Raw genomic sequence first — 21982 nt, 5'->3', positions numbered from 1 at the left:
CCGGTCCCCCGTCCCCACAGGTAACCGGCGCTTCCGGGGCCGCGCTCCGCTCGGACGCGGACCCCGGAGGCCTTCTCTCCGGTCAGACCCGGGCCAGCTCCCGCTCACCCCCGGCGTCGCCGCCGGGCGTCTCGTCGAGCTGCTCGCGCAGCCCCTCGCCCTCCACGTCCACGTTCGGCAGGATCCGGTCCAGCCAGCGCGGCAGCGACCAGGCGCGGTGGCCGAGCAGGGCGAGGACCGCGGGCACGATCGCCATCCGGACCACGAACGCGTCGAAGAAGACGGCGATGGCGAGCGAGAAGCCGATCATCTTGACCATCTGCTCGCTGGAGCCGATGAAGCCGGCGAAGACCGCCATCATGATCACGGCCGCGGCCGTGACGACCCGGGCACCGTGCCGGAAGCCGGTGACGATCGCCTGACCGGGCTTCTCGCCGTGGACGTACGCCTCGCGCATCCGGGTCACGAGGAAGACCTCGTAGTCCATCGCGAGACCGAAGACCACACCCACCATGAAGATCGGCATCATCGACATGATCGGACCGGTCTGCTCCACCCCGAAGAGCGAGCCGAGCCAGCCCCACTGGAAGACCGCGACGACCGCGCCCAGGGCCGCGACGACCGAGAGCAGGAAGCCGAGGGCCGCCTTCAGCGGCACCAGCACCGACCGGAAGACCACCATCAGCAGCAGGAAGGCCAGTCCGACGACGAGCGCCAGATACGGCAGCAGCGCGTCGTTCATCTTCTGCGAGAAGTCGATGTTCATCGCGGTGGAACCGGTGACCAGGACCTCGGCGCCGGTGTCGGACTTGATGCCCTTGCCCGCGTCGCGGATCGCGTGGACCACGTTCTCCGTCTCGACGGAGCTCGGGCGGTCCTTCGGGACGACGGTGATCATCGCGGCGTCGCCGGCCTTGTTGAACTGGGCCGGGGTGACGGCGACGACGCCCTTGATGCCGGAGATCTCGTCGGAGACCTGCTTGGCGGCGGTCTTGCCGTCGGAGCTGTCCGCGGTGTCGACGACGACCATCAGCGGCCCGTTGAAGCCGGGGCCGAAGCCGTCGGAGAGCAGGTCGTAGGCGCGCCGCTGGGTGGTGCTGGTGGGCTGGGAGCCCTCGTCGGGCAGGCCCATCTCCAGGGAGGCGGCCGGTACGGCGATCGTGCCGAGGCCGATGACGCCGACGAGCAGCACCCACACCGGCTTGCGCAGCACGAACCGCGCCCAGCGGGTGCCCATGTTCGGCTTGTCCTCGACCTCGCCCGGGGCCTCGGCGGCCTTGCGCGCCTTGCGTCCCAGGACCCGCTTGCCGGCGAAGCCCAGCAACGCCGGGACCAGGGTGAGCGCGATGAGGACGGCGATGGCGACCGTGCCGGCCGCGGCGAAGCCCATCTTCGACAGCATCGGGATGTTCACCACGGCGAGGCCGACCAGCGCGATGACGACGGTGAGACCGGCGAAGACCACCGCGGAACCCGCCGTGCCGACGGCCCGTCCGGCCGCTTCCTCGCGCTCCCGGCCCTCGGCCAGCTCGGCGCGGTAGCGGGAGACGATGAACAGCGCGTAGTCGATGCCGACCGCGAGGCCGATCATCATCGCGAGGGTGGAGGTGGTGGAGCCCAGGTCCAGCACGTTCGCCAGCGCGGTGATCGACGAGACACCGATGCCGACCCCGATCAGGGCGGTGAGCAGCGGCAGCCCGGCGGCGATCAGCGAGCCGAAGGTGATGACCAGCACCACCGCGGCGATGGCGACACCGATGATCTCGGTGGCTCCGGTCTCCGGCATCACCTGGAGCGCGTCACCGCCGATCTCCACGGTCATCCCGCTCTTCTGCGCCGCGTGGCCCGCGTCCTCCAGGGCGTCCCGGGTCGCGTCGGTCAGCTCCATCGAGTTGACCTTGTAGGAGACCGAGACGTACGCCGTGGAACCGTTCTTGCTGACGGCATTGGCCGCGTACGGGTCGGTGACCGAGGCGATCTGGTCGGAGCCGGACTTCAGCTCGGCGATGACCTTGTTCACCTCGGCCCTGTTCGCCGGGTCGGTCATCTTCTGGTCGTCGGGGGCCTTGAAGACGACCCGGGCGCTCGCACCGTCGGCACTGCCCCCGGGGAAGCGCTGTTCCAGCAGGTCGAAGGCGCGCTGCGCCTCCGTGCCCGGGATCGAGAAGGAGCTTGAGGTGGCGGTGGACGCGGAGGCCGCACCGAATCCGGCGAGCGCCAGCAGTGCCACCCAGATCAGGGCGACATAGCGGCGGCGCCGGAAGGCGAGCCGTCCGAGTTTGTAGAGGAATGTGGCCACGGAGGGGTACTCCCGGGTCGGGTCGTGAGTGGAAATGGGCGTGCGGAACCAGCCCGACGACGAGAGCGGCGTGTCAGGTGGGGCTTGGGGAGGGGGCCGTGCGGTGGGGACGGACCGCGCGGGGCGGTCCGGGGGGTCAGACTCCGAGAGCGGGGAGAATCACGGAGTCGACGTAATCGGTAAGGAACGCCTGGTCGACGGCGCGGTCATCGACCAGCTGCCGAGCAGTGAAGGCACCGATCAGCATGTGCGATACATATTTCAGCGCCGGGTTGTCCGGACGCAGTTCACCCCGGTCCACGGCTCGGCGCAGCAGCAGGTCGAGGCCGGTCATCTCCGGCTCGATCAGCAGCTCGCGCAGGGCCTGGAGCAGATCGGGATTGTCGTGGACGGCATGGGCCAGACCCCGCATCAGCGCGGAGTTCTTCTCCATCTGGCAGTCGTCGCTGCGGTTCAGTGCGGTGTGGAAGTCACCGCGCAGCGACCCGGTGTCGATCTCACCGAGGGTCACCGGCTTGTTGTGCCGCAGGGCCTTGACGACCAGCTCGGGCTTGCTCCCCCACTGGCGGTAGAGGGTGGCCTTGCTGGAACGGGTGCGAGCGGCGACGGCGTCCATGGTCAGGGCGTCGTAACCGACTTCGCGGAGCAGGTCGAGCACGGCGGCGTACAGCTCGCTCTCGCGCTCGGGCGTGAGCCGGGTGCGTGCCATGTCTCGACCTCCTGTTCGGGTGCTCGAACTTCAGTTACTCGTACGCCAGTCAATCGAACGAAACTGTTTCGTACACATCGACGGTACCCCGCCCGTCCAGCGAAACGAAATCGTTTCGCTTGTGTTCCGCGCCACAACTGGTCCGGCACCACGAGTTGCCGGGGCCCTCCCGCGCGGAAAGCATTGGAGGGTGAGTGACGACGTCGCGTATCTCCGTTTCCCGCACCTCCACGACGACCTGCTCTGCTTCGCGGCCGAGGACGACCTCTGGGTCGCCCCCCTCGCGCCCGAGGGGCAGCGGCCCGGCCGCGCGTGGCGGCTGACCGTCGACCGCACCAGGGTCAGCCACCCGCGCTTCTCCCCCGACGGCAGCCGTATCGCGTACACGACCTGGCGCAGCCTCGATCCCGAGATCCATCTCGCGCCGGTCGACGGCGGCCCGGCACGCCGGCTGACCTACTGGGGCTCGACGGACACCCGGGTCTGCGGCTGGACCCCCGACCCCGGGGACTCCTCCCACATCCTCGCCGTGTCCTCGCACAACCAGCCGTTCTCGCACATCTCCTGGGCCTACAGCGTCCCCACCGACGGCAGCCCCGGCGGCAAACTGCCCTGGGGCCCGGTCTCCGACATCGCGGTCACCGACATCGACGGCGAGCGGCGCACCCTGCTGCTCACCGGCACGCCGCCGCACGAACCGGCCGCCTGGAAGCGGTACCGGGGCGGCGCGACCGGCCGGCTCTGGCTGCACGGCAAGCGGCTGCTGCCGGACATCGGCGGCCATCTCGCCTCACCGATGTTCGTCGGTGGCCGGATCGCGTTCCTCTCCGACCACGAGGGCGTCGGCAATCTGTACTCCTGCCGGCCCGACGGCACCGATCTGCGCCGCCACACCGACCACGACGCCTTCTACGCCCGGCACGCCTCCAGCGACGGGCACCGGGTGGTCTACCAGTGCGCGGGCGATCTGTGGCTGGTGGACGACCTGGCGTCACCGAACGCGGTGCCGCAGAAGCTGGAGGTCCGGCTCGGCGGGCCGCGCACCGGACGGCGCCCGTACCAGGTGCCCGCCGCCAGCCACGTCGACTCGCTCTCCGTGGACGAGACGGGCCGGGCCAGCGCGGTCACCGTACGCGGCAGCCTGTACTGGCTCACCCACCGCGACGGCCCCGCCCGCACCATCGCCGACACCCCCGGGGTCCGGGTCCGGCTGCCCGAGATGCTCGGCAGCGGCGGCCAGGTCGCCTACGTCACGGACGCCGACGGCGAGGACGCGATCGAGATCGCCTACCTGCCGCGCGCCAGCGGCGACCGCGAGCCGCGCCGGCTGGCCTCGGGGCAGCTCGGCAGGGTGCAGGAACTGATCGCCGACCCCGACGGCGAGCGCCTCGCCATCGCGACCGACGACGGGCGGCTGCTGCTCCTGGACACCGACGAGGAGACCTCCACCGGCGAACCCACCGAGCTGATCCGCTCCATCAACGGCCCCGTCCGCGACCTGGCGTTCTCGCCGGACGGCGCCTGGCTGACCTGGTCGCACCCCGGGATCGGCCGCTCGCTGCGCCAGATCAAGCTGGCCCGCATCCTGGGCACCGGCGCGCCCGTGATCGTCGATGTCACCAACGGCCGCTTCGAGGACGAGAATCCCGTCTTCACGGGCGACGGCCGCTATCTCGCCTTCCTCTCCTGGCGCGGCTTCGACCCGGTCTACGACGTCCACACCGGCGACCTCTCCTTCCCCCTGGGCTGCCGCCCGTACCTGGTGCCGCTCTCGTCCGCCACCCCCTCCCCCTTCGCCCTGTCCCCGGAGGGCCGCCCGGCGGCGGGCGGTCTCGACCCGGCCGACGACATCCCCGACGCCGGTACGGGCGAGGGTCCGTCGACGGTCACCGTCGAGTTCGAGGGCCTGGAGAACCGGGTGACACCCTTCCCGGTCTCCGCGTCGAAGTACTCGGCCCTGCACCCGGTGAGCGGCGGCGGCCTGGTCTGGCTGCGCTGGCCGATCTCCGGCGCGCTCGGCGAGACCTTCGCCAACCCGGCGGACATGTCGGGCCGCCCCACCCTCGAACACTTCAACATCACCAAGGCCAGGAAGACCGAACTGGTCGGCCATCTCGACTGGTTCGCGGTCAGCGGTGACGCGACCCGGCTGGTCGTCATGGACGAGGGCGAGCTGCGCGCCGTCCCCGCCACCGAGACCGGCGACAGCGACACGACCGTCTACCTCGACCTGCGCCGCATCCTGCACGAGGTCGACCCGGCGGCCGAGTGGCGGCAGGCGTACGAGGAGGGCGGACGCATCATCCGCTCCTACTTCTGGGACCCGGACATGTGCGGCATCGACTGGACGGCCGTGCTCGACCAGTACCGCCCACTGGTCGAACGGGTCGCCTCCCCCGACGAGTTCGCCGATCTGATGCGCGAGGTCCTGGGCGAACTGGGCACCTCCCACGCCTATGTGACCCCGGCCCGCCGCAACGAGGGCCCGCCGCACTACCAGCGGGCGATCGGCCTGCTCGGCGCGAACCTGGTGTGCCGGGACGGCGACTGGACGATCCAGCGCATCCTGCCGGGCGACTCCTCCGACTCCAAGGCCCGTTCCCCGCTGGCCGGTACGGGCATCCGGAAGGGCGCGGTCCTCACCCATGTCGACGGACGCCCGGTCGACCCGGTCGCCGGCCCGTACCCCCTCCTCACGGCGGCGGGCGGCACCACGGTCGAGCTCACCTTCCGCCCGGCCGAGGGCGAGGGCCGCCCCCGCCGCATCGCCGTCGTACCGCTGGTCGACGAACGGCCGCTGCGCTACCAGGACTGGGTGGCCAAACGCCGTGACGTCGTACGGGAGTTGAGCGGCGGCAAGTGCGGCTACCTGCACATCCCCGACATGGGCGGATCGGGCTGGGCCCAGTTCAACCGGGACCTGCGCCTGGAGGTGTCCCGGCCGGCCCTGATCGTCGACGTACGCGGCAACGCGGGCGGTCACATCAGCGAGCTGGTGGTCGAGAAGCTGACCCGCACGATCCTCGGCTGGGACCTGACCCGCAACGCCCAGCCGGTCAGTTACGCCTCCAACGCCCCGCGCGGCCCGGTGGTCGCCCTGGCCGACGAGGCGACCTCCTCCGACGGCGACATGATCACCGCCGCGTTCCGCCTGCTGAAGCTCGGCCCGGTGGTGGGCCAGCGGACCTGGGGCGGCGTCGTCGGCATGACCGGCCGGACCCGGCTGGGCGACGGCACGGTGATCACGGTGCCGATGAACGCGGCCTGGTTCGACACCTACGGCTGGTCGGTCGAGAACCACGGCGTCGAACCGGACCTGGAGGCACTGCGCACCCCCCTCGACTGGGCGGAGGGCCGGTACGCGGTACTGGACGACGCGGTACGGGTCGCCCTGGACCTGCTGGCCGCACAACCGGCGGCGACCCCACCGACGTACGACGACGTCCCGGACCGGCGACGGCCGCCCTTGCCGCCGCGCTGAGGGCCGCCCCGTAGCCGGAACCGCTCAGCGCAACTCGCACCAGACCGTCTTCCCGTACGGCCCCTGGTCGACGCCCCACCGCAGCGCCAACGCGTCCACGAGCGACAGTCCCCGCCCGGACTCGTCACCGGGACCGGCGGTGCGCGGCGTCGGCCAGGCACCCGGTTCGGGATCGCTCAGCTCGACCCGGACCCGGCCGGAACACGTACCGGCCACCCGGAGCGTGACCGGTGTCCCCTCACCGAGATGCACGATCACATTGGTCAGCAACTCGCTGACGCAGAGCAGCAGATCGGGCGAGTCCGCACCCCCGCACCGCTCCCGCAGGGTGCGCCGCATCTCAGGTACGGCCTTCGGCACGGCGAGCAGATCCACCGTGAGCGGCAGCGGAGTCATCCCCCAGCCGCCGAGCGCAGCACCTCGGCCATGCGGCGCGCGGTCGCCACATTGCAGTTGCCGAGCGCGACCAGTGGCGGCCGGGTCGTCCATCCGGCGAGGGTCAGCGGATCGACACCGAGCGACGGCAGCGTGATGCCGTGCGCGGCGAGCGCGGCGCGGAGTGCGTCGATGTCCGTGCCGATGTCGAGGCCGGTGAGGTCGTACGTGTCATCCATGGGGGGAAGTCCACCTTTCGTTGCTGACTGTGACGAACGCCTCACACGCTGCCGCATGGGCCTCTACCGTGAAAGGACTTCCCGCTCCACAACGCACAGCGCGAAAGGCGGTCAACAGTGGCCACACGCAAGGAGATCGACGGCTCGGCGGGCGTCCCGCAGTTCTACGGCAAGGAACTCCGCTTCAAGCGGGAGGAGGCGGGCCTGACCCTGGAGAAGCTGGTGGACGGCAGCTTCTACGGCATCACGTACCTCAGCGAGATCGAGCACGGTCACCGGCGGATGCCCCTCGACCTGGCCCAGCACGTGGACCGGGTGCTGAGAACGGACGGGTTCTTCCAGCGGCGGTGCGAGGACGTGCGGAAGGCCCGGCGCAAGGGGCACGCGGAGTATTTCGAGCGCGTGTTGGACGCGGAGAAGCGCGCCGAGACCATCGAGCAGTGGTCTCCGACGGTCTTCCCTGGCCTGCTCCAAACAGAGCCCTACGCACGTTCCCTGTTCCGCGCCGAACGGACGCCGGATCTGCCGGAAGAGATCGATGCCAAGATCGATGCGCGGCTGGCACGGGCACAACTCTTCGAGAAGAACCATCGGACCCCGCAGTACTGGAACATCCTGAGCGAGTCCCTGCTGCGTCTGCCGATCGTGCCGTCGCAGCAGATGGCCGAGCAGCTCGACCACATCGCCGAGCTCACCAGGCGCGGCCGAATCTTTACGCAGATCATTCCGTGGAACGCGGGAGCGCACCCCCTCATGCAGGGCAACGCCTTGGTTCTGGACTTCGCGGACGCCCCTCCGTTCGCCTACACGGAGGGCCAGCACCACGGTGTTACCGTCGATGATCCGGGCCTCGTGAAGCAGTATCGGAGGTCGTACGATCTGCTGAGGGCCACCGCCTTGCCGCCGGAGGTGTCCCTCGCCATGATCGAGAAAGCGGCAGAGGACTACCGAAATGGCGTGCACCCCAATCGACTTGAGCACCGCGATCTGGCGTAGGAGCAGCTACAGCAACACCTCCGGCGGCGACTGCCTCGAAGTCGCGGACGGCCACCAAGACCTCGTCCCCGTCCGCGACTCCAAGCGTCCCGAAGGCCCGGCGCTCGTCATCGCCGCGTCCGCCTGGACGCCGTTCGTCGAGGCCGTCAAGGCGCCCTGACCCCGCCGCAGCGCCCCGGGCATACTTTCGAGCATGCCCGAGACCAAGGCCGTACCCCCCTCATGGGCCGCCGCCCTGCGGCCAGGTTCCGCGTCCCGTTCGCCGGCGGATGCACTCCGCTACGCCGCGCCCGCGCTGCTGGGCTACGTCGCCGTACGGCTCACCGGTATCGCGATCCTCCTGATCACCGCCTCCGTCACCGGCAAGGACGGAATGCACCGGCTGACGGGCCGCTGGGACTCGGTCTGGTACCAGCGGATCGCCGAACACGGATACGGCTACGGGGTCCGGCTCCCGGACGGCACCTTCCACTCCGATCTGGCCTTCTTCCCGCTCCTGCCCGCGCTGGAGCGGGGACTGTCCGCCCTGTTCCCGCCCCTCGGCATAGCCGGTGCGGGCCTGTTGATCTCCTGGCTCGCCTCGCTCGTCGCCGCCGGTGGCATCTTCGCCGTGGGCGCGCGGCTGTACGGGCGCCGGGCGGGAATACTGCTGGCCGTGTTCTGGGGGGCGTACCCGACGGCGTTCGTGCAGTCCATGGCGTACACCGAGACGTTGTTCACGGCGCTGGCGGCCTGGGCGCTGTACGCCGTTCTGACCGACAGATGGATCACAGCGGGTGTGCTGTGCGTCGGTGCCGGGCTCACCCGGCCGGTCGCGGCCGCGCTGATCGCGGCGATCGGCGTCACTGCGATGTGGCGGCTGGTCACCGCGCGGGGCGGAGACGAACCGCTCCGGACACACCGGCGGATGGCGGTGGGTGTCTGTCTGGCCCCGCTGGGCTGGCTGTCGTACATCGTCTTCGTGGCCGTGCGGGAGAGGAACCCGTTCGCGTACTTCGATGTCCAGGCAGCCTGGAACAACCGGATCGACGGAGGGGCGGCGCTGGCCGCCTTCGTGGTGGAACAGTTCGGCCGCAACGTCTTCGCGGGACTCGGACTGTGCGCAGCCTTCGCCCTCCTCTTCTGGGTGGTGTGGCTGTGCGTACGGCAACGGCCGCGCCAACCGTTGCCCGTGATCGTCTACTGCGTCGTGGTGGTCGTGATCTCACTGATCGGGTCCGGCTACTTCGGCTCCAGGCCCCGGCTGATGATGCCCGCGTTTCCGTTGCTGCTGCCGGCTGCGGTGGCCCTGGCGGGCGCCCGGCGAAGGATGGTTCCGGCGGTGGTCGTGGGCGTGGCGGCGCTCGCGTCGGGGGTGTACGGAGCCTTTGCGCTGCTCGGTTCCGGGCCCCCGTGACGCCCAGGTCAGAAGCCGCTTCCGCGAAACTAGTACCCGCACCATCCCGGCCTCCCGGCCCGACTCCCGGCAGGAGCAACAACGTGGACCAGCTCACGTACGACGACATCAAAGCCGCCACCGACCGGACCACCGGGCACATCCGCCCGGTCACCGTCACACCCGTCGAGCGGCCCGAGCGGCCCGAGCAGCCCTACGAACTCTGGTACGCGCTGGAGTACATGCAGTACACCGGCTCCTTCAAGGCGCGCGGCGCGCAGAACTTCATCCAGGCCCACCGCGAGGCGGGCACCCTGCCGGACGCGGGGGTGACCATCGCCTCCGGCGGCAACGCCGGGCTGGCCTGTGCGTGGGCCGCCCAGCAGCAGGGCGTACGGGCCACGGTGTTCCTGCCGAGCGTCGCCCCGGCGGTGAAGGTGGCCAAGCTGCGCGGCTTCGGGGCGGATGTGCGACTGGTCGGCGCGGAGTACGCCGAGGCCCTCGAAGCGTGCGAGGAGTTCGCGGCCTCGTCCGGCGCGCTCGCCGCGCACGCCTACGACCACCCGCTGATCGCCGCCGGGGCCGGCACCCTGCTGGAGGAGATCCACGCCCGGATCCCCGGCCTGGACACCGTGGTGGTCTCGGTCGGCGGCGGCGGTCTGTTCGCGGGCGTCGCCACCGCCGCCCGGCAGCACGGAATCCGCACGGTCGCCGTCGAGCCGGAGAACAGCCGGGCACTGAACGCCGCCATGGAGGCCGGCCGCCCGGTCGACGTCCCGGTCGACTCGGTCGCCGTCGACGCCCTCGGCGCCCGGCGTGCCACCGCCCTGGCCCTGCACGCCGTGCGCGAGAACGACGTCCGCTCCGTCCTCGTACCGGACGGGGAGATCGTCCGCGCCCGCCAGGCGCTGTGGGACCACCGCCGCGTCGCCGTCGAGCACGCCGCCGCCACCGCGCTGGCCGCGCTCACCGCACCGGGCGGCGGCTACCGGCCGGGCGAGGGCGAGCGGGTCGCCGTGGTGCTGTGCGGGGCGAACACCGACCCGGGCGACCTGGTGCACCCGGCCGGAAGCTGAGACCGGGGCCGCCGGAAGTCCCGGTCCGCGCCACGCGGAAGGGGCGTGCCCGGATATCCGGGCACGCCCCTCACAGACAACGCGCAGTGTCGCGATGCGACCGTCAGCGGTCGCGGCGCTCGCGGAGCTCGTCCGCGGCGCCCCGGGCCTTGTCACGGCCCTGCTGCGACGTCTTCGAGGCCCGCTCGGACGCGGCCTGCGTCCGCTCCCGGCCCTCGGTGCGCATCCGCTCCTGGCCTTCGGTGCGCGTCCGCTCCTGGCCTTGGCTGCGGCCCTCGCCGGCCTTCTTCTTCGCCTGGTCGGCGAGCTCCTGCGCCTTGTCCTTGAACTGGTCTGCAATACCCATGCTGTTCACTCCTAGTGGGTGCTTGGGGGCGGTCCGTGAGGACCTCGTTCAGCGTCGCAGGCCCCGGCACCCACCGCATGTCGATCACTTACGCTGCGTAGTCGCCGCCCTCGCGTCCTGGTCAGCGGCGCCCCCGGCGCCCACCAGTCCCTTGCTCACGCCGTCCAGCCGGGACCCGAACCTGCGGACCTCCCGCTGTCCGACGACCCCTATCAGCGAGGGCAGGCAGCCCCGCACGGACTGCATCCCGCGCAGCCACCACTGCGCGTACACATGCGGGGACCGGCGCTCGATCCCGGCCACGATCCGGTCGACCGCGGGACCCAGCGGATACGTGCGGTTCGCGGGCCAGGGCAGCCGCTGCCGCAGTTCCCGCATCACGTCGTCCTGGTCGGCGCCCCGCACCATGTCCGTGTCGGTCCAGGACAGATAGCCGACCCCGACCTTCACGCCCCGGTATCCGACCTCGGCCCGCAGGCTGTGCGCGAAGGCCTCCACGCCCGACTTGGACGCGCAGTACGCGGTCATCATCGGCGCCGGTGTCATCGCCGCGAGGGAGGCGATCTGGAGGAAGTAGCCGCGGCTCTCCATGAGCACCGGCAGGAAGGCCCGCCCGGTCACCGCGCCGCCGATCAGATTGACCTCGATGACCCGCCGCCACGCCTCGGGGTCCGAGTCGACGAACGGTCCGCCCAAGGCGACCCCGGCGTTGGCGACGACGACGTCGATCTTCCCGAACCGCGCCTTGACCTCCTGGGCGACCCGCGCCATCGCCTCGTGGTCGGTGACGTCCGCGAACCAGTGGTCGCTCTCCGAGTGCAGCCGCTCGGAGACCTTCTTCAGCTCGTCCGGCTCCAGGCCGACCAGCGCGAGCCTCGCGCCGCGCGCCGAGAGCTTGCGGGCCAGCAGCTCGCCCACACCACGTGCCGCGCCCGTGACGACGACGACCTGTCCTTCGAGACTCCGCCTGTCGCTCATGCGACCTCCTCCTTCTCGGCCGTACCGTCCGTGCCTGCGTCCGTGCCCGCCGGGAGGTGCCCGGCGACGAGTTCCCGGATCTTCGCCGTGACCGCCTCCGGTGCCTCCACCGGCGTCATGTGGCCCATGCCCGTCAGCTCGGTGAGCCCGAGGCAGTCGGGCAGCGCCGCCGCGAGGGCGCGGGCCTGCGCGGGCGGCGTCATCCGGTCCTCCGTACCCGCGATCACGGCCGCGGGCACCCGCAACTCCCGTACACCCGCGTCGAGATCGAGCTCCGCGAGGACGTGACCCCAGGGCGCCCTGGCGCCCCGCGGGCAGGCGTGCACGATCCGGGCGCAGGCGTCCACCCGGTCAGGGGCGGAGCCCGCTCCCATCGTCGCGTACTTGAGTATCCGCCGGGAAACCGGTGTGACCGGTCCGAGCGGGGCCTTCGCACGGAGGATCGCGCGGGTCATCCGGGTCCGCACGGCCCCGGCCCGGACCGGCACCACCAGCGACTCGGCGGCCAGCCGCGAACTGCCGGTGCTGCACAGCAGTACGGCCGCCGCGTGCTCGCGCAGCCCGGCCCGCCGCGAGGCCGCCATGATCGTCATGCCGCCCATGGAATGCCCGGCGAGCACGGCCTTCTCACCCGGTGCGAGGGTGGCGGCCAGTACCGCTTCGAGGTCGTCGGCGAGGGCGTCGGTGCTGTATCCCTCGCGGCCGACGGCGGGCGAACGGCCGTGGCCCCGCTGGTCGTAGACGACGACCCGGTGGTCCGCCGCGAGGTCCCGGATCTGCGCGTCCCAGAATCGGGTGCTGCACGTCCAGCCGTGCGCGAGGACCACCGCGGGGGCGCCGTCCCGCCCGTGCACCTCGACATGGATCCGGGCGCCGTCGGCGGAGAGCGCGGTCAGCTCCCGCGCGGGGACCGGCGGGGCGCCGTCGCGCCGCAGCAGCCGGCTCATCCCACGACCTCCTCGGCGACGGCCTTCGCCGCGGCGGCGGTGGCCCGCTTCGGGACGCGTACGACCTCGTACTCCGAGAGGTCGACCGACCGTGTCGCCTTGCGGAATTCGGCGGTGGTGCCCGGCCAGACGGTGGTGTTGCGCCCGTTGGCGTCCAGGTACCAGCTGTTGCAGCCGCCGGTGTTCCACACGGTGCGCTTCATCCGCTCCTGGACCCGGCGGTTCCAGGCCCCGACCGCCGAGGCCCGCGCGTCGAGTGCGACCCGTCCGCCCAGCACGTTCAGCTGGCGCAGGTAGTCGGCCATGTAGTTCAGCTGGGACTCGATCATCAGGATCATCGAGGAGTTCCCGAGCCCGGTGTTGGGGCCGATGATCGTCATCCAGTTGGGGAAGCCGGCGGCACTGGCGCCGCGCAGCGCCTGCATGCCGTCCTTCCAGGAATCGGCGAGCGTGATGCCGTCCGCGCCCACCACGCGCTCGGCGATCGGCATGTCGGTGACGTGGAAGCCGGTGCCGAAGACGATCGCGTCGACCTCGGTCTCCGTACCGTCGGAGGCGACGAGCGTGGAGCCGCGCACCTCGGCCAGGCCGGAGGCGACCACGTCCACGTTGGGCTTCGCGAGCGCCGGGTAGTAGGCGCTGGAGAGCAGGATGCGCTTGCAGCCGATGCGGTACGAGGGAGTCAGCTTGGCCCGCAGCGCGGGGTCCTTGATGGCCCGCGCCATGTTGGCCTTGGCTATCTTCTCGACCACGCCCAGCTCACCCGGGTGCTTGGTGAAGGCGCTGACCTGCAACTCCCGTATGCCCCACAGCAGTCCGCGGCGCACGGTGCCGGTGATGGGCAGTGCCCGGTGCAGCCGGCGCTCGGCGCCGCTGATCTTCCGGTCCATGCGCGGCATGACCCAGGGAGGGGTGCGCTGGAAGAGCGTCAGGCTGCCGACCTTCGGCTGGATCGCGGGCACGATCTGGATGGCGGAGGCGCCGGTGCCGATCACGGCGACGCGCTTGCCGGTCAGATCGGCGTCGTGGTCCCAGCGGGCCGAGTGGAAGACCTTGCCGGGGAAGTCGGCGAGACCGGGGATGTCCGGCGTCTTCGGGTCGGAGAGCGGACCGCTCGCGGAGACGACGACATCGGCGGTGAAGGAGGCCCCGTTCGCCGTCTCGATGGCCCAGCGCAGCTCTTCGCGGTCCCAGCGCATGACCGTCACTTCATGGCCCAGCCTGAGGTGCGGGCGCAGCCCGAAGGTGTCCGCCACATGCTCCAGGTAGGCGCGGATGTGCTCCTGCCCGGAGAAGGTGCGCGGCCACTCGGGGTTGGGTGCGAACGAGAACGAGTAGAGGTGGGACGGTACGTCGCAGGCGCAGCCCGGGTAGCTGTTGTCGCGCCAGGTGCCGCCGACGGATTCGGCCCGCTCCAGGACGACGAAGTCCGTGATGCCTTCGCGGCGCAGCCGGACCGCGGCCCCGAGGCCCCCGAATCCGGATCCGATCACCGCCACTCGTACGTGCTCGTGCTGGGCCATGCTGCCGCCTCCCGCGGTACGTCACACGACTCTGCCAGCAATCACTGGCATTGTTGGGAGAGTAGAGCAGCTCCGTACCGATGGGTAGGGGTACGGCAAGGGAAAGTTACCGGCGGTACAACATAGGGTGCGGGTGTGGCTGACGGACGCGAGCACCGCGAATACCGCATGGAGGAGCTGGCCAAGGAGGCCGGCATCCCCGTGCGGACCGTGCGTTTCTACCGGGAGCGCGGACTGATCTCGCCGCCCCGCCGCGAGGGGCGCATCGCCTGGTACGACGACCACCATCTGGCCCGGCTGCGCACCATCACGGGCCTGCTGGAACGCGGCCACACCCTCACCGGCATCGCCGATCTCGCCCGCACCTTCGAGAGCGGTCGCGATGTCGCCGAGGTGCTGGGCCTGGGCGAGCCGACCGAGGAGACCCCGGTACGCCTCACACCCGAGCAGCTCGCGGACTACTTCGAGGGCGAGACCACCGCGGAGAACCTGGCCGCCGCCCTCGACCTGGGCTATCTCGCCACCGACGGCGACGAGATCGTCCACATCAGCCGCCGCCTGCTGGAGGTCTCGTCCGAGCTGGTACGGGAAGGGGTGCCGCTCGCCACGGTCCTCGCGGCCGGCCGCCGCGTCCGCGAGCACGCCGACGCGCTCGCCGAACTCTTCGTGGGCGTCCTGGAGAACCACGGCGACGAGGCCGAACCGCCCCAACTCCGGCCACTGGCCCGCGCGGTGGTGGACGCCGAGCTCTCCATGGCCCTGGACCGGCGGCTGCGCCGCGAGAACACCGACGAGCCGCCGCGGAACCCCGAACCCTGACGGACGGTCACACGAAGGCGGCTGCCGGACCGGCGCTCTTGATCGCACGCCGGGATACTGCCCGGATCGAGCCGCCCGGCACTCCCCGCGTTCGCACGCTCTACTGTTCGAAGACCACCGTCACCGGCGCGTGGTCGCTCCACCGCTCGGCGTGCGTCGCGGCCCGCTCGACCCAGCCCTTCACCGCGCGCCCGGCCAGCCCCGGCGTCGCCACCTGGTAGTCGATGCGCCAGCCGGTGTCATTGTCGAAGGCCCGCCCGCGGTAGGACCACCACGAGTACGGCCCCTCCTCGCCGGGGTGCAGCGCCCGTACGACATCGACGTACTCGGCCTCGTCGAAGACCCGGGTCAGCCACTCCCGCTCCTCGGGGAGGAAGCCGGAGTTCTTCTTGTTGCCCTTCCAGTTCTTCAGGTCGGCCTCCTGGTGGGCGATGTTCCAGTCGCCGCAGACCACCACCTCGCGGCCGTCGGCCGCGGCCCGCTTCTTCAGGCCCTTCAGATACGGGAGGAACGCGGCCATGAACCGCTCCTTCTCGTCCTGCTTCTCGGTCCCGACCTCGCCGGAGGGCAGATACAGGCTCGCGACCGTGACACCCGGCAGGTCGATCTCGACGTAGCGCCCGCTCGCGTCGAACTCCTCGCTCCCGGCGTCCCCGAAGCCGCCGAACCCGATCTGCACGCGCTCGGGCGCACGTCGCGAGTAGAGGGAGACCCCGGCCCGCCCCTTGGCGGCCGCCGGCGCGTGCACGGTGTGCCAGCCCTCCGGCTCACGCACCTCCTCGGGCAGCTGCTGCGGCTCGGCCCGCACCTCCTGGAGGCAGATCACATCGGCTTCGGTCCGGGCCAGCCACTCGGCGAAGCCCTTCTTGGCGGCGGCACGGAGCCCGTTCACATTGACGGAGGTCACAGTCAGCATCCCGGCACGATACCGACATTCACGAACCGCATACACGTACCATCATCCGTATGAATATCCACCCTCGGCCCTTCGACCACCCCGACGCCGTCAAACTCAACGACCAGGTGCAGCTCGAATACGCCGAGCGGTACGGGGACGAGGGCGATGTCACACCGCTCGACCCCTCGATGTTCGAGCCGCCGAACGGTCTGTATCTGCTCGCCTACGACGCGCGCGACCGCCCCGTCGCCACCGGCGGCTGGCGCACCCAGGACCGGAACGACGAGGGCTACTCGGACGGCGACGCCGAGCTCAAGCGGATGTTCGTGATACCCGAGGGCCGCGGCAACGGACTGGCCCGCCGCATCCTGGCCGCGCTGGAGGCCGACGCGCGGGCGGCGGGCCGGGTCCGCATGGTGCTGGAGACCGGGGACAAGCAGCCCGAGGCCATCGCGCTGTACGCGTCCAGCGGTTACGCCCCGTGCGAGAAGTTCGGCCACTACCGCATGTACGAGAGCAGCCGCTGCTTCGCCAAGCCGCTGCGGTAGCGGCCTCTCAGGCGTCGGCCGCGTACTTCCAGAACTCTCGCATCAGCGTGGGCGGGGTCGGTCCGGCCATTTCCAGCTGGGTCAGCAGGACGGCGACCGCGCCGGTGGACGGCGTGAGGTGTCCCGCCGTACCCGTGCCGCCCACCCAGCCGTAGCGTCCCGGTACGTTCCAGGGCTCGATGGCCTCGACGTCGACCGAACCGCCGTAGCCCCAGCCCTGCCCCTCCAGGAACAACGTGCTGCGCTCGCGCTGCGCCCGCGTCAGATGGTCGGTGGTCATCAACCGCACCGACTCGGCCGACAACAGCCGGCGCCCGCCGGGGCTCCCTTCCGGGTTCCCCTCCGCGAGCAGCATCCGGGCGAAGGCGTACCAGTCGTCGGCGGTCGAGACCAGCCCGCCGGTGCCGGACGGGAACGCGGGCACGCTGCTCCACTGCCCGTCCGGGGCATCGACCAGCTGGAGGCCGCCGCCCTCCGGGGCGGTGCGGTAGTAGCTGGTGAACCGGTCGGCCTTGTCGGCCGGCACGGCGAATCCGGTGTCGGCCATGCCCAGTGGCTCGAACAGCCGCTCCGCCAGGAACTCGGGCAACGGCCGGTCCGAGACCCGGGCGATCAGCACGCCGAGGATGTCGGAGCAGGTGTTGTACAGCCATGCCTCGCCCGGCTGGTCGAGCAGCGGGATACGGGACAGCGTGGCCATCCACGCGTCCGGCTCCTCGATGGCCTGGGGCTGCAGCGATCCCTGCTTCAGCTCGCTGAACAGCAGCCCGACCGCGGGCAGCGAGAAGTCCGACGGGAAGCCGTACCCGGCCCGGGAGGTGAGCAGATCGGCCACGGTGATGACCTTCTCGGCGGGCACCACGTCGTCGACCGGGGAAGCGGGCGTACGGACCACCTCCGGTGCCGCCAGCTCCGGCAGCCACTGCCGCACCGGTTCGTCCAGTGCGATCCGGCCCTCCTCGACCAGCATCATGGTCGCCGCGGCGGTGACGGGCTTGGTCATCGAGGCGATGCGGAAGATCGAATCCCTGGCCATCGCGGCCGTACCGCCCGCATCGGCGGAGCCGACCGCCGCCACCTCGACCCGGTCGCCACGGGCCACCAGGCCCACGGCTCCCGGCGCCGTTCCGTCGCCGACGTGCTTCTCCAGGAGATCGCGCAGATTGCTCATCGGTCCACCTTCTCGCTCGTACGCCCAGAAGCAGGACTGCCGCACCGCCCCGGACCCATCGGTCCCGGAGGCGTTCCCCCGACGGCTCAGCGCACCCGGCCGACGCCCACGTAGAAGCCGCTGCGCTCCCGCACCGGCGCGGGCTCCTCGCGGTACCACTCCGTGGCGAAGACCAGTCCCGGCTCGACCAGGTCCAGCCCGTCGAAGAAGGGCTCGACCTCGCTCCGGGTACGCATCCGCAGCGGGATCGCCCCCTTCTTGTACGCGGTCTCGGTCTCCTGCTTGAGCTCCGGGTGCTGGTCGGCCGTGCCGTGCGAGAGCACCAGGAAGCTGCCTGCGGGGAGCGCGTCGACGAGGGTGCGGGTGAGGCCGTACGGGTCCTCGTCGTCCGGCAGGAAGTGCAGGAGCGCGATGAGGGAGAGCGCGATGGGCCGGTCGAAGTCGAGCAGCTCACGGGCGTGTTCGAGGATCACCTCGGGCCGGCGCACATCCGCGTGGAGGTAGTCGGTGATGCCGTCCGGCCTGCTGATCAGCAGCGCCTCCGCGTGCCGCAGGACGATCGGGTCGTTGTCCGCGTAGACGACCCGGGCGGACGGCGTGATGCCCTGGACGACCTGGTGCAGATTGGGTTCCGTGGGGATGCCGGTGCCGATGTCGAGGAACTGGTCGACCCCGCTGCGGGCCAGCCAGGCGGAGGCCCGGTGCATGAAGGCCCGGTTCCGCGCCGCGTTGCCCCGCGCCTCCTCGGGCAGCTTCTCCGCCACCTGCTGATCGACCGGGTAGTTGTCCTTGCCGCCCAGCAGCCAGTCGTAGACGCGCGCGGGGTGGGGCTTGCTGGTGTCGATCTGGGGCCTGGGCATGCCGGCTTTCACAGGGACGCTCCTCCGTACGGAAAATCACGAGCAGCTGAGAACTCGGCCTGACGCGGGAACACCCCCGGCAGCACACACGGAACAGGCGAGCACCGCCAGCGTAGTTGGCCCCGCCGACACCGCTCGAAGGCCCCCGCCGTCACTCCTCCCACGGCGGCGGCGCGGCCCTGCCCCCGTCGTCGGGCAGCATCACCAGGCGTACGGCCATCTGACGTGTGTCCGGCGGGTCTTCGCCGGGCGGGTTCGTGTACTTGTGCAGCAGCGCCTGGTACTCCTCGGCGAACGAGGCGACCTGCTCCTTCGTCATCCGCAGCCCGGCTCGGTAGATCTGGTTCCACCCCGCCGAGGCGTCGTAACCGGCGTACGCCTTCACGACCAGGTTCAGGTCATGGGTCATCTTGAGCGCGCCGAGCTTCACGGCGGCCTCGCGCTCGTCCTCGGTCATCTCCAGGCCGGGCGGCGTGAAGATGTTCGTCATGAGCGACTTCCACCAGCGCTCCCGCCCGGTGGAACGCTCCTCGATCTCCGCGATCAGATTCAGCTCGGCGAGCTTGCGCAGGTGGTAGCTGGTGGTACCGGTGGACTCGCCGAGGGCCTTGGCGACGCCGGTGGAGTTCGCTTCGCCGTGTTCGCCGAGATAGCTCAGGATGTCGCGGCGCACCGGGTTGGACAGCGCCTTGTAGAAGGCCTTGAGGTCCGGGCCGGTGAGCACTCTCGTCTCGGGACGCTCGACCACGTCCGCCAGCATAGTGCAGAGGTTCTCTGCAATCGCTGCAGAGACTGTTTGCAGAATCTCTCTGCAATGATTACGTTGACCCGGGAGGCGCCATCGGGCGCCGGGGTTCGGGGGTACCCATGTCTGATTCGCTGGACGCCCGGACGCGGGACGAGATCGACGACCAGGTGGCCGAGGCCTTCGACGCCTACCTGTCCGACCGCCTGACGGAGCGGGGCCCGCTGCGCACGGCCCTCACCGCGGGGCGCGGCGCCCGGGTCGTGCTGGGCACGGTCGCCCTCGGCGCCCTCGCAACGGCACTCGCGCCGGGCGGCATTGCCGCCATCTGCTGGATCTGGGGCGCCATCGCGGTGATCGACGTCGCCTGGCTGTGGGCGGCCCACCGCCACTGACGATCCGTGAGCCGATTCGCCGCACATTCTTCGCTGCACGGCCCTTCGCGGAAAGCGGGCCCCCAAACGACGAGATCCCGTCCGATCTTTCGATCGGACGGGATCTCGTGTGTGCGGTGGACCTGTGGGGATTTGAACCCCAGACCCCCTCGATGCGAACGAGGTGCGCTACCAGACTGCGCCACAGGCCCTTGCAACGAGTGAAACTCTAGCACCCCGAACGGGGTGCTCGGAAATCTGGTCCGTGCTGGTCAGCCGAGGCGGGGACGCAGCGGGGCCCGGGACGGGCTCACTCGTTGGCGGCTCGGGGTCGTTCCCCGTCCTCGTACTGGTCGAAGAGCGGCGTCCGGCCCCGGTCGCGGGTGCGGCGGGACTGGTTGGTGCGCTGACGCGGCGCCGGGTCGACCGGGGGTGCCACGGGGTGCGAGGTGCCCGTCTGGGTCGGCTCGGCAGCGCTGGAGCGGGCCGCGCTCCACGTCTCCGGGTTGCCGACCTCGACGCCACCCGTGGCGCGCGGGGCGACCGGGGCGGTGACGTAGGTCGGCAGCGGGACCGGGACCGGCTCCCAACTCTCGCCCTGGACCCGGCCGCGTTCGCGCTGCTGGTCGACCCACTCCGCGTGGTCCGTCTGCTCGACCAGGGCGCGGCGGCCGGCCTCCTGCGGGGAGACCGCGGGCGCGGGCTCCGGCTCGGGGCGGCGCGCTTCGGGCTCCTCGTCGGGCTCGGCGGGGGCCGCCGCGGCCGGCTGGTGCCTGCGGGGACGGTTCTCGCGCAGATGCTGCGCCGCCACCTCGGCCCGGCGCCGGTCCATGGTGAAGGCGAACCGGCGCCGCTCCTGGGTCCGCAGATGCACGATGTACGTGCTCAGCAGCACGGCCGGAACGGCGGGTGCCCAGAGGAAGTGGAGGCCGCCGACCGCCGCGACGACCGCACCGAGGGTGAAGGCCAGGAAGAGGACGACGGTGGTGCGCCGACGGCGCGCGAGGACCTGGAGGCGCTGGGCCCGCCGGACACGCTCGGCGTCCGTTCCGCCCGGACGCGGGCGTGCGCGCCGCGCGGAGGACGGCGCCTGTGCCCGTGCCGGTCCGGGACGCTCCCCGGCCGTGCGCTCGGACGCGCGCGCCGGGTCGTGCACCCGGGCTTCGGTATGCGCGTCGGGCGCGGCGAAGGCCCGGACGTCCACGGAGTCCATTCGGTCCGTGGCGACGTCCGGGTCGGCGTCGGGCTCCGCCTCCTCGGCAGTGCGCTCCCGCAGGTCCTTGGCGTACCGGCGCTCCATCGCCGCCCGTCCGGAAAGCAGCCGGATGGCGGTGCTGAAGCGTTCCGTCGGACGGGCTTCGTTGAGCTCGTCCTGCCTGCGGAGCCACATCGGCACCAGGTAGGCGGCCCAGGCCCCGACGATGACTGCGTAGATGAGGCCGCTGCTGCTCACGTCTCACACCGTAGAGGGGTTTGCGCGGGGGCATCCGCCAATTGGCCCGGTGTGTCGCACGATCCGGCTGATATCACGGACTTTTTTTGTGATTGTTCAGATCAGCCATGGGTGTTTGTGCGTTCGCCATCGGTCAACTGCCGATCAATATCGAACACTTATTTTATTTCCCGTGGCGTTCCTGGTCGTGCCCGGTGCCAGCGCCGGAGCAGTCCGTCGGGCACTTCCTCCGCGGTGAGCGCGTAGATCAGATGGTCCCGCCAGGCACCGTCGATGTGGAGATAGCGCGGGCGCAGGCCTTCCTCGCGGAATCCCAGTTTCTCCACGACTCTTCTGCTGGGCCCGTTCTCCGGCCGAATGCACACCTCGATGCGGTGCAGCCCGACCGTGCGGAAGCAGTGGTCGACGGCGAGGGCGACCGCGGTCGGCATCACACCGCGACCGGCCACATCCTGGTCGACCCAGTAGCCGACATGGCCCGAGCACATCGAGCCCCAGGTCATCCCGGCGACCGTCAGCTGACCGACCAGCCGGCCCTCGTACTCGATGGCGAAGGGCAGCATCCGGCCCGCGTTGGCCTCGGCGCGCAGATGACGGACCATCTGACGGTACGTGGGGCGCTGGGCCACCGGTCCGCCCGGGGCGGGCGGCGGCACGGTCGCCTCCCAGGGGCGCAGCCAGTCACGGTTGCGCCGGTTGACCTCGCGCCACATGCGCTGGTCGCGCAGCTTGATCGGACGGAGCACGATCTCGCCGTCGCTGAGGACCAC

General features: G+C 71.1%; 22 protein-coding genes and 1 tRNA gene. 8 read left to right on the top strand and 15 right to left on the bottom strand.

From position 1 onward, the window contains the following. Window positions 1-82: 82 nt before the first annotated feature. The gene (locus ACFV8T_RS19825; protein ID WP_385329018.1) at window positions 83-2299 is read right to left on the bottom strand and encodes an MMPL family transporter; all 2217 of its coding nucleotides are present in this window, start codon (window positions 2297-2299) and stop codon (window positions 83-85) included. Window positions 2300-2435: 136 nt separating this feature from the next. Further along, the gene (locus ACFV8T_RS19820) at window positions 2436-3008 is read right to left on the bottom strand and encodes a TetR/AcrR family transcriptional regulator (RefSeq protein WP_385329016.1); all 573 of its coding nucleotides are present in this window, start codon (window positions 3006-3008) and stop codon (window positions 2436-2438) included. Window positions 3009-3198: 190 nt separating this feature from the next. Between ACFV8T_RS19820 and ACFV8T_RS19815 the strand changes: the two genes are divergently transcribed. Beyond that, the gene (locus ACFV8T_RS19815) at window positions 3199-6489 is read left to right on the top strand and encodes a S41 family peptidase (protein WP_385329015.1); all 3291 of its coding nucleotides are present in this window, start codon (window positions 3199-3201) and stop codon (window positions 6487-6489) included. A gap of 24 nt (window positions 6490-6513) precedes the next feature. Here ACFV8T_RS19815 and ACFV8T_RS19810 read toward each other — a convergent pair whose 3' ends face one another. Both ACFV8T_RS19810 and ACFV8T_RS19805 read right to left on the bottom strand, forming a co-directional pair. Then, complete coding sequence (locus ACFV8T_RS19810) at window positions 6514-6885, bottom strand: ATP-binding protein (protein WP_385329013.1); 372 nt, start codon at window positions 6883-6885, stop codon at window positions 6514-6516. Further along, window positions 6882-7103, bottom strand: coding sequence for a hypothetical protein (locus ACFV8T_RS19805; protein WP_385329012.1), 222 nt, complete (start codon window positions 7101-7103; stop codon window positions 6882-6884). Before ACFV8T_RS19805 ends, ACFV8T_RS19810 begins: the two co-directional genes overlap by 4 nt. Window positions 7104-7220: 117 nt before the next feature. Here ACFV8T_RS19805 and ACFV8T_RS19800 point away from each other — a divergent pair, with 117 nt between their 5' ends. The 4 genes from ACFV8T_RS19800 to ACFV8T_RS19785 all read left to right on the top strand — a co-directional run bounded on the left by ACFV8T_RS19800 (window position 7221) and on the right by ACFV8T_RS19785 (window position 10550). Then, entirely contained in the window at window positions 7221-8099 is an 879-nt protein-coding gene (locus ACFV8T_RS19800; protein WP_385329010.1) for a helix-turn-helix domain-containing protein, read from the top strand. Next, a complete protein-coding gene (locus tag ACFV8T_RS19795) occupies window positions 8056-8259 on the top strand; it encodes a DUF397 domain-containing protein (protein ID WP_385329009.1) in 204 nt (67 codons plus the stop codon). The genes ACFV8T_RS19800 and ACFV8T_RS19795 overlap by 44 nt, the downstream gene beginning before the upstream one ends. 33 nt (window positions 8260-8292) lie before the next feature. Further along, the gene (locus ACFV8T_RS19790; RefSeq protein ID WP_385329007.1) at window positions 8293-9495 is read left to right on the top strand and encodes a hypothetical protein; all 1203 of its coding nucleotides are present in this window, start codon (window positions 8293-8295) and stop codon (window positions 9493-9495) included. A gap of 83 nt (window positions 9496-9578) precedes the next feature. After that, window positions 9579-10550: a threonine/serine dehydratase gene (locus ACFV8T_RS19785; protein WP_385329005.1), complete on the top strand. Its 972-nt coding sequence runs from the start codon at window positions 9579-9581 to the stop codon at window positions 10548-10550. A 103-nt stretch (window positions 10551-10653) separates the two neighbouring features. On the opposite strand, the gene ACFV8T_RS19780 is transcribed toward ACFV8T_RS19785, so the two are convergent. The 4 genes from ACFV8T_RS19780 to ACFV8T_RS19765 all read right to left on the bottom strand — a co-directional run bounded on the left by ACFV8T_RS19780 (window position 10654) and on the right by ACFV8T_RS19765 (window position 14344). Beyond that, complete coding sequence (locus ACFV8T_RS19780) at window positions 10654-10896, bottom strand: hypothetical protein (protein WP_266418221.1); 243 nt, start codon at window positions 10894-10896, stop codon at window positions 10654-10656. An 84-nt stretch (window positions 10897-10980) separates the two neighbouring features. Continuing rightward, window positions 10981-11874 (bottom strand): SDR family oxidoreductase, encoded by an 894-nt coding sequence (locus tag ACFV8T_RS19775; protein WP_385329003.1) that lies wholly within the window; start codon window positions 11872-11874, stop codon window positions 10981-10983. After that, window positions 11871-12821, bottom strand: a complete 951-nt coding sequence (locus tag ACFV8T_RS19770; protein ID WP_385329002.1) for an alpha/beta fold hydrolase — start codon at window positions 12819-12821, stop codon at window positions 11871-11873. The genes ACFV8T_RS19775 and ACFV8T_RS19770 overlap by 4 nt, the downstream gene beginning before the upstream one ends. Beyond that, entirely contained in the window at window positions 12818-14344 is a 1527-nt protein-coding gene (locus ACFV8T_RS19765) for a flavin-containing monooxygenase (RefSeq protein WP_385329001.1), read from the bottom strand. Before ACFV8T_RS19765 ends, ACFV8T_RS19770 begins: the two co-directional genes overlap by 4 nt. A 168-nt stretch (window positions 14345-14512) precedes the next feature. Between ACFV8T_RS19765 and ACFV8T_RS19760 the strand changes: the two genes are divergently transcribed. Continuing rightward, window positions 14513-15163, top strand: coding sequence for a MerR family transcriptional regulator (locus ACFV8T_RS19760; RefSeq protein WP_385329244.1), 651 nt, complete (start codon window positions 14513-14515; stop codon window positions 15161-15163). Window positions 15164-15263: 100 nt separating this feature from the next. Here ACFV8T_RS19760 and ACFV8T_RS19755 read toward each other — a convergent pair whose 3' ends face one another. Continuing rightward, on the bottom strand, window positions 15264-16079 hold the full coding sequence (locus ACFV8T_RS19755) for an exodeoxyribonuclease III (protein WP_385329000.1): 816 nt from the start codon (window positions 16077-16079) through the stop codon (window positions 15264-15266). A 50-nt stretch (window positions 16080-16129) separates the two neighbouring features. On the opposite strand from ACFV8T_RS19755, the gene ACFV8T_RS19750 reads away from it, so the two are divergent. Continuing rightward, window positions 16130-16609, top strand: a complete 480-nt coding sequence (locus ACFV8T_RS19750; protein ID WP_385328999.1) for a GNAT family N-acetyltransferase — start codon at window positions 16130-16132, stop codon at window positions 16607-16609. Window positions 16610-16616: 7 nt separating this feature from the next. On the opposite strand, the gene ACFV8T_RS19745 is transcribed toward ACFV8T_RS19750, so the two are convergent. The 3 genes from ACFV8T_RS19745 to ACFV8T_RS19735 all read right to left on the bottom strand — a co-directional run bounded on the left by ACFV8T_RS19745 (window position 16617) and on the right by ACFV8T_RS19735 (window position 19388). Further along, on the bottom strand, window positions 16617-17780 hold the full coding sequence (locus tag ACFV8T_RS19745; protein WP_385328998.1) for a serine hydrolase domain-containing protein: 1164 nt from the start codon (window positions 17778-17780) through the stop codon (window positions 16617-16619). A gap of 86 nt (window positions 17781-17866) precedes the next feature. Further along, window positions 17867-18652 (bottom strand): SAM-dependent methyltransferase, encoded by a 786-nt coding sequence (locus tag ACFV8T_RS19740; protein WP_385328996.1) that lies wholly within the window; start codon window positions 18650-18652, stop codon window positions 17867-17869. Between the two features lie 139 nt (window positions 18653-18791). Further along, window positions 18792-19388: an ArsR/SmtB family transcription factor gene (locus ACFV8T_RS19735; RefSeq protein ID WP_385328995.1), complete on the bottom strand. Its 597-nt coding sequence runs from the start codon at window positions 19386-19388 to the stop codon at window positions 18792-18794. A 119-nt stretch (window positions 19389-19507) separates the two neighbouring features. Between ACFV8T_RS19735 and ACFV8T_RS19730 the strand changes: the two genes are divergently transcribed. Then, entirely contained in the window at window positions 19508-19780 is a 273-nt protein-coding gene (locus tag ACFV8T_RS19730) for a hypothetical protein (protein WP_385328993.1), read from the top strand. A gap of 117 nt (window positions 19781-19897) precedes the next feature. Here the strand turns inward: ACFV8T_RS19730 and ACFV8T_RS19725 are convergent. From ACFV8T_RS19725 to ACFV8T_RS19715, 3 genes are all read right to left on the bottom strand, one after another. After that, window positions 19898-19971, bottom strand: a tRNA-Ala gene (locus tag ACFV8T_RS19725). 98 nt (window positions 19972-20069) lie between these two features. Beyond that, a complete protein-coding gene (glpR, locus tag ACFV8T_RS19720) occupies window positions 20070-21212 on the bottom strand; it encodes a gephyrin-like molybdotransferase receptor GlpR (RefSeq protein WP_385328991.1) in 1143 nt (380 codons plus the stop codon). A 158-nt stretch (window positions 21213-21370) separates the two neighbouring features. Next, a complete protein-coding gene (locus ACFV8T_RS19715; RefSeq protein ID WP_385328989.1) occupies window positions 21371-21982 on the bottom strand; it encodes a GNAT family N-acetyltransferase in 612 nt (203 codons plus the stop codon).

The organism is Streptomyces sp. NPDC059832 (genome assembly GCF_042731715.1).
Classification (GTDB): domain Bacteria; phylum Actinomycetota; class Actinomycetes; order Streptomycetales; family Streptomycetaceae; genus Streptomyces.
The sequence above is the reverse complement of the archived record's forward strand: the minus strand, read 5'-3'. Positions and strand labels throughout refer to the sequence as shown.